The sequence below is a fragment of the Geodermatophilus chilensis genome (genome assembly GCF_002802985.1).
In the GTDB taxonomy this organism is placed as follows: domain Bacteria; phylum Actinomycetota; class Actinomycetes; order Mycobacteriales; family Geodermatophilaceae; genus Geodermatophilus; species Geodermatophilus chilensis.
On record NZ_NVPT01000043.1, the window covers coordinates 25740 to 33197 of the forward strand.

At 75.7% G+C, this 7458-nt stretch carries 5 protein-coding genes; all 5 read left to right on the forward strand.

Annotated features, from left to right (window positions below):
* The first annotated feature begins 36 nt into the window (after positions 1–36).
* The 5 genes from CNO22_RS09515 to CNO22_RS09535 all read left to right on the forward strand — a co-directional run bounded on the left by CNO22_RS09515 (position 37) and on the right by CNO22_RS09535 (position 6772).
* Positions 37–1167, forward strand: a complete 1131-nt coding sequence (locus tag CNO22_RS09515; RefSeq protein ID WP_100499134.1) for a glycerate kinase — start codon at positions 37–39, stop codon at positions 1165–1167.
* Positions 1168–1566: 399 nt separating this feature from the next.
* Entirely contained in the window at positions 1567–1905 is a 339-nt protein-coding gene (locus CNO22_RS09520) for a hypothetical protein (RefSeq protein WP_157936872.1), read from the forward strand.
* A complete protein-coding gene (locus tag CNO22_RS09525) occupies positions 1845–2972 on the forward strand; it encodes a hypothetical protein (RefSeq protein WP_100499136.1) in 1128 nt (375 codons plus the stop codon). The genes CNO22_RS09520 and CNO22_RS09525 overlap by 61 nt, the downstream gene beginning before the upstream one ends.
* Positions 2973–3143: 171 nt before the next feature.
* Positions 3144–5093, forward strand: a complete 1950-nt coding sequence (locus tag CNO22_RS28235) for a hypothetical protein (RefSeq protein ID WP_100499137.1) — start codon at positions 3144–3146, stop codon at positions 5091–5093.
* Positions 5090–6772, forward strand: a complete 1683-nt coding sequence (locus CNO22_RS09535; RefSeq protein ID WP_198588210.1) for a 3'-5' exonuclease — start codon at positions 5090–5092, stop codon at positions 6770–6772. The genes CNO22_RS28235 and CNO22_RS09535 overlap by 4 nt, the downstream gene beginning before the upstream one ends.
* Positions 6773–7458 lie beyond the last annotated feature (686 nt).

Here is a 7458-nt window from a genome sequence, read left to right on the forward strand (position 1 = left end):
CTTCAGGAGATTCCGACAGGCTGACAGGATCGGCCGGTGCCTCGCGTCCTCGTCGCCCCGGACAAGTTCAAGGGATCCCTGACCGCCACCGAGGTGGCCGCCGCCGTCGCGCGCGGGCTCACCGCCGGCCGACCGGACGTCGAGGTGAGCTGCCTGCCGGTCGCCGACGGCGGTGACGGCACCCTCGCCGCCGCGCTGGCCGCGGGCTACGAGGCGGTGCCCGTCACCGCGTCGGGACCGACCGGCGAGCCGGTGGAGACCGCCTACGCCCGGCTCGGCGACGTCGCCGTCGTCGAGATGGCCGACGTCTCGGGGCTCGGCCGGCTGCCCGGCGGCCGGTTCGCCCCCCGCACCGCCACCAGCCGCGGCACCGGCGAGGTCGTCGCCGCGGCGCTGGCCGCCGGCGCCCGCCGCATCGTCCTGGGCATCGGCGGCAGCGCCACGACCGACGGCGGCGCCGGGCTGCTGCAGGCGCTCGGCGCGCAGCTGCTCGACGCGGACGGCGCACCGGTCGGGCCCGGCGGCGCGGGGCTGGAGCGGCTGGCCCGGGTGGACGTCAGCGGGGTCGCCGCCGCGCTGCAGGGCGCCGAGGTCGTCGTCGCCTGCGACGTGGACAACCCGCTGACCGGCCCCTCCGGCGCCGCCGCGGTCTACGGCCCGCAGAAGGGCGCCGCCCCCGAGGACGTCGCCCACCTCGACGGCTGCCTGGCCCGGCTGGCCGACGCGGTCGCCGAGGTCACCGGCCGCGACCTGCGCGACGAGCCGGGGGCGGGCGCGGCCGGCGGCGTGGGCTTCGCCGCCCTCGCCGTCCTCGGCGCGCAGCTGCGGCCGGGCATCGACCTGCTGCTGGACCTGCTCGGCTTCGACCGGCTGGTGGCCGGCGCCGACCTGGTCGTGGTCGGTGAGGGGTCGCTGGACGAGCAGAGCCTGCGCGGCAAGGCACCGGTCGGCGTCGCCCGCCGGGCCCGGGCGGCCGGCGTCCCCGCGGTGGTGGCGGTGTGCGGTCGGCGCGACCTGGACGACGCGGCGCTGCGGGAGGCCGGCATCGACGCCGCGCACGCGCTCACCGACCTGGAGCCGGACCCCGAGCGCTGCATGGCCGAGGCCGAGCCCCTGCTCGAGCGCCTGGCGCAGGGCATCGCGACGGAGCGCCTCACCCGCCGGTGACCACGCGCACGGCGTGACACGCGCGCCGCTGACGACCCCTCGGTCGTGCACCCGCCGTGGCCGACTCCCCGCGAGCTGGCACGGACACTCCGCAGTGGCCGGCTCGGCCCTGCCCCGCCCCGCCCGGGCGCCTAACGTCGCGCCGGTCGCCGCCCTCCGTCCGCGAGGGGGCGACCCATCTGCGCCGTGCACCGTCGCATCGGCGAACCACTGCCGATCTCCGGGGACCGTCATGACCTCTGTGCCGACCACGCGGTGAGCGGCGCCTCGCCGCCCGCCACCACTCCGACTGCACCCGCCCGGGAAGTCGCCGCGACTCCTCCCTCGCGTCCACCGCACCCCGCCCGCCGGCGGCTCCTGGAGCACCTGCCCCTGGCGGCTGTCCTGCTGCTGCAGGCGGTGGCGAGCCTCCGGCTGAGCAACTCGGCCTTCCAGGACGAGGCGCTGTACCTCTACCACGGCCACTGGATGATCGACTCCTGGCTGCATGGGGCGGACCTGGACAGCAACCCCAGTGCCTGGTTCACCGGTGCCCCGCAGCTGTACCCCGTGCTCGCCGCGCTGCTGGACGGCGTCGGCGGCCTGGAGCTGGCCCGGCTGTTCTCGACCCTGTGCATGCTGAGCGCGACGGTCGCCGTCCACTGGACGGCCAACACCTCTTCGGGCGCCCCGGCCAGGTGCGCGTCGGCGTCTTCGCGGCCCTGGTGTTCGCCGTCAGCGGCCCCGTCCTCGTCCTGAGCCACTTCGCCACGTACGACGCGCCGTCCTACGCCGCCGTCGCGTGGGCGCTCGCGGTGGGCGTCTGGGTGGCCCGCGGAGAGCGGGCGCGGAGCCGGTGGTGGGCGGTGCTGGTCGGCGTCCTGCTGGCGCTGGCGGTGCTGCTCAAGTACGCCTCCGCGATCGACGCGCCCTTCGTCCTGCTGGCCGTCGCCGCCACCAGCCTCGGGGACGCCTCCCGGCGCTGGCGGGGGCTGGCGACGAGCCTCGTCGCGGGGTCGACGGCGGTCGTCGTCCTGGCGCTCAGCGCGGCCACCTGGGCACGACCGCTGGTGGAGGGAGTCATCGACAGCACCGTCCGACGCCAGAGCCTCGCGCCGGAGCCCACGGTGCAGCTGCTCGGGAGGGTCGTCGGCGACGTCGGCCCGATGATCGCCCTGGGACTGCTGGGCGGCCTGGTGGTCCTCCGCCGTCGCCCCGCGCTCGGCGCGGTCCTGCTGGTCGCGAGCGTCGCCGCCCCCCTGTACCAGGTGCACACGGGCGAGTCGGTCTCCCTGCACAAGACCGTGGTCCTCGGGCTCGTGTTCGGAGCCCCCTTGGCGGGCCGCCTGTGCGCGGCACTGGTGGACCGCTGGTGGGGCACCCCGCTCGTCGCGGCCGCGCTCCTGGTCTCCCTGCTCCACGGGACATCGGTGTCGGAGCGGATCTTCACGAGCTGGCCGGACACCGCGCCGCTGGCGCGCGAGCTCGCGCCGATCGTCGAGAGCACGCCGGGAATCCGGATCGCCGGGGAGAACCCGGAGCCACTGCAGTACGCCCTGCGGGAGCAGACGCAGCCGTGGCAGTGGGTGTCGACCTACGACGGGGCGTTCCGGTACGCAGGCCTGTCGGACCTGCCCGCGTTCGAGCGAGCGCTCGCGGACCGGCACCTCGGGGTGGTCTTCCTCGACGGCGCGTCGGGCATCGGGCGGCAGCTCCAGCCCCGGATGAGCGACCTCGGGTACACGCGGACGGCGGTGGTCCGCACCCCGGACGGGGAGCACGAGTGGGGGGTCTGGCAGCCCGCCGCCGACCGTCCGGCGGACTGACGGGGTCGCCGTCAGCCCGCGGTGAGTACGGCAGCAAGGTGTGGAATGGGTTGATAAGTCGTCACCGTGTGTCACACTTCGTCGGCGTTTCGTCGGAGGGAGTGGTGAGTGGCACGGGGGCGTCCGCGGTCGGTGCCGCCTGCGCGCTGTCCGCGACACCCGGCGGGGCGCGTGGTCGGCTTCGGGTTCCGGGAGCGCAACGGCGTGCGGCACCGCCGCTACCGCTGCGCTCCACCCGGTGGGGACCTGCACGTCTTCGACGTGCCGCTGGACGACGCCGGTGAGCTGAAGCTGCGGTCGTGGTCGTCACCGCCGGTGTGCCCGCGGCACCCGTCGAGCGTCGTTCACCGCAACGGCACCTACGGCGTGCGCACCCCGCAGCCGCGGCAGCGCTACCGCTGCTTCCCCAACGAGGACGGCGAGAAGCCGCACTCCTTCACCCCGCCGCTGGCCCGTCACCACGTCCACCGGCACGAGGCCGGCTGCGTCGAGTGCGAGGAGCTGCGCGGGGTCCACCACGGCGAGACGGCGGTGGCCCGGCGGCACTCCTGGCCGACGCGCATCGTCGCCCGCGCGCTGGCGCAGCTCGCCGACGCCGGCTCCTACGCCGACGTGTCCCGGCAAGCGCTGGCACAGGCCGAGCGGGCCGCCGCCCGGCACGAGGCGCTGGTCCGGGGCGGCCTGACCCCGCAGCAGGCCGACGTGGTGGTCGAGGCCGAGGAGGCCGCCGCCGACCGAGGCGACCGGGTGCCGAGCCCGGCCGAGGCGCTGGCCGCCGACGCCACGGACGACGGCGACACCGCCAGCCACGCGGCGCTGCGCGCCGACCGACAGCGCTACCGGCGGCACCGCCGCACGCAGGCCGAGGTGGCGGCGGACAAGGCGGCCGACGAGGCCCGCGTCGAGGCGTCGGCGGCGGGTGCTGATGTGGCGGCGGCGAAGGCCGCCGGGAAGGCGGCGCGGGCGGCCTCGCTATCGAAGGCGGAGGCCGAACGGGCGGCGTCGGGTAGGCGGGCCAAGAACGCCGCCAGCGCGGAGAGCCACAACGTGTGGCACATCGCCGCCGACTGGACCGAGGCGTTCTCCCCAGTGATCTACGAGCCGGTCGAGCAGCGGCTGCGCGCCCAGGCGCTGGCCGACCGGACGCGGCTGGACGCGCTGCGCGCCGCCGGGCGGCCGCTGGTCCGCCCGCAGGTGCTGCTGCTCGACGACGTGCCGGTCTACGGCCGCGACCGGGGCCGGTCGCGGCGCGACGAGGGGTTCTTCCTGCTCGCCGCCGCCGAAGTGGTCTGGAAGGACGAGCCGGCCGACCCGTTCGTGCTGCCGGCCGGCACCGACGAGCGGGACCTGAAGCTGCGGCTGGTGCAGGCGATGCCGAAGTCAACCGCCGCTGCGTGGCGGCTGCTGTTCGACGAGCTCGGCTACCACCCCGACTTCGTCGTCGCCGATGCCGCGACCGGTATCGGCCGCGCCATCGAGGAGCACTTCGACCCCGCGCGCACGGTGTTCGTCCCGTCGCTGTGGCACGTCGGCACGGCGGTGCGTACCGGCCTGGCGGCGACGAGGGGCGCGCTGGTGCCGGTGCCCGGTGGCGGCCGGGAGCCGCTGCCGGTGCTGCGCGAGCACCTGGCGCAGCTCGGCCGCGACCGGGCCATCGCCGACCCCGCCGCGTGGTCGGCCTGGTGGGACGACTTGGAGCGGATCTGCGTGGCCCAGCGGCTGCCGCTGGACAAAGTGCGCGCACGCCGGCGCAACTACGAGCAGCCGTTCGCCATCGCACTGGCGGCGCTGGCCGACCAGCCGCGGGTGCCGGTCAGCACCGGCGGGTTGGAGACGCTGCTGGCCAAGCGGGTCCAGCCGATGCTCGCGCTGCGCCGCACCGGGTTCGCCAACATCGAACGCACCAACCGGCTGTTCGACCTGCTCATCGCCCGCGAACACGGCGCGTTCGTCGAACTCGGCGACGTCATCACGCTGCTGCGGGCCGACGCCACCCCGGCCGGCGGGTGGACGGTGCCGCTACGCGACATCGCGGACCCGCGCCCGGCGAGTGGCCGCTACTCGTCGCTGCGGGACAACCTGCTCATCACCGAGCTGGCCGAGCGCCGAGGCCTGTCGTGAGCGCCGCCGAGCTCCTGCCGGCCACCCCCGGGGCGGCGCTGGCCGCGCTGTGGGCGCGGCTGCGCTTGGTGGTCGTGGACGTGGAGACGCTGGTGGACCCCGACCGGCGCCACCGGCTCATCGAGGTCGCCGTGGTCACCTGCCGGGCCGGTGGGGTGAAGAGCTCGTGGTCGGCGCGGGCCAACCCGGGCCACCCGGTCGATGACCACACCCGGCTCATCCACGGCATCACCACCGACGCGCTCGCCGACGAACCGGAGTTCGCCGCGATCGAGCCGGAGCTGACCCGCCGACTGCGCGGCATCGACGGGGAGCACGTCGTCCTCGTCGCGCACAACGCACGGACCGACGTCGGTGTGCTGCGGCACGAGTACAAGCTGCTCGGCGTCGAGCTGCCGGAGCTGGCCGTGCTGGACACGATGGCGCTGCCGCGTGCCCTGGGCGTGCGCCCGACCGGCAAGGGGCTGGACCACCTGGTGCGCGAGCTGGCGCTGACCAACCCGAAGGCGCACAGCGCCCCCGGCGACGCCCGCGCTACCGCCGAGGCGGTCATCGCCCTGCTCGAGCGGGCCGCCGAGCAGGGCTGGAATGACTTCGAGGCGCTGCGCACGCACGCGATGGGCCGCCGCGCCGGCACCACCACGACCATCCGCGGCCGAGGGCGCCAGCGGCTGGCCGACGACGCCGACGAGTTCGCCGACGAGCCGGAGCTGCCCGAGGAGCACACCGAGGCACACGGCCTGGTGCTGACCAGCACCGACCCGACCGACGTGGCGGACTGGCAGGCCGCTCTCGCCGAGTGCGCGCACCTGCGCTGTCCCTACGTCGCCGACCGGGTCGCGGTCGCCGACGTGCCCGCGTCCATCGTGCTGGCCGCGGTGGAGGCCGAGCTGTCCGCGCTGCTCGCCCCGCCCGTGGACGGCGACACCGGCGGAGCCTGGTGGCCCGACGTGCCCGCCGTCGCCACCCTCGTCGGCACCCTGGAACCGCTGCTGGCTGCCCTGCCGGACCGGCGAGCGGCGCTGGCCTGGCACGACGCGTGGCTACCCCGGTTAGGCCGCCTCGGTCGCTGCGACCGTGACGACCGGGACGGCACCCCCTGCCCGTCCTGTCGGCGCGGTGAGCCGTGTCCGCTGGACCTGTGGCAGCGCTTCCTCGCCCCGGCCGCGCTCGGCGCGCCTGCGAACGGCGGGGTGAAGGGCGTCGTGAAGTCGTTCCTCCATACCACCGGCAAGGACACCGGCCGCGGCGTCTTGAGCACCTGGCTGAAGGACGGCCGTCGGCTACTGGCCGAGGCCACCGCGTGGGTGGTCCACGCGCGGCACCGCGCGGCCGGGCAGGACGTGTCCGCGCAGTCGTTCGCCCGACTGGCCTGGAAGGCCGGCTGCCGGGAGCCGCGGTTGGCCGCCGCCTACGCGAACCTTCTCGCCACGCCCGGCGACGAGGCGGCGCTGCGTCGCGCCGTCGAGATCTGCGACGAGGCGTTGCTGTCCCGCGGCGGGAGCACCTTCGACGGCTGGACCGAGCTGGGTGCCAAGCGTGCTCAGCTGCTCGGCCGCCTCGAACGCCGCCGGGTGCGGCACTCCGGCGAGCTCGACGAGGACGGCAATCCCATCCCGGCGCGGCGGCATCACCCGGGTGCGCCTCAGCGCAGCCGACCGCGCCGTTTCGCGCTGTGACGACCCCTGCCAACGCCACCAGTCTCACGCTCGTCCGTGATGTTGTCGGCTCGGTGGCGAGCTCAGCGCCGGGGTTCGGACCCCGACCTTGACCGGGGGAGGCGCCGGGCCGCGACCCAGTACATCCCGCTGAGCGCAAGGGAGCCCAGGCACAACGCCCCCCAGAGCCACCGCATCAGCACCTCGTCTGTGGTCGCCACCCAAGCGCCCGCGGCGACGGCGAGCAGCAGGTAGAAGGCCCCCAGCCCCAACGCCCCGTCTCGCGACCGCACGTTGCGAGGGACCCCGCGCAGGACCTTCCCGGAAGGGTTCTTCCCGCCTTCTGCCATCACCCTCCCCGTTCTCCCAGGTCAGCGCAGACATCCTGGCAGCCACTCGGGCTCCGCGCGCATCTTCGCCGCCCAGCCCGACCCTCCGCGCGCGAAGGGCGGTGGGCCCGGCGCCGTCAGTGCGGGCGCACGGCGCGCCTCCCTCAGCAGTGGGCCCGTGGCGAGCAGCCTCGGTCACGACGGTGGTGCGGCGGGCGCTCCGGCCAGTGCGGACTTAGAGCTCCCGCCGGTAGGCGGAGCTGCGGCGTTCGGCGCGGCTGAGCGTCGAGGGCAGGCACGAGGGCCACGCTCGCGAAGGTGCTAACGCTCCGTGAGCTGTGGACCGCTCGTGCCTGCCGTCCCATCGTGCATCCTTGA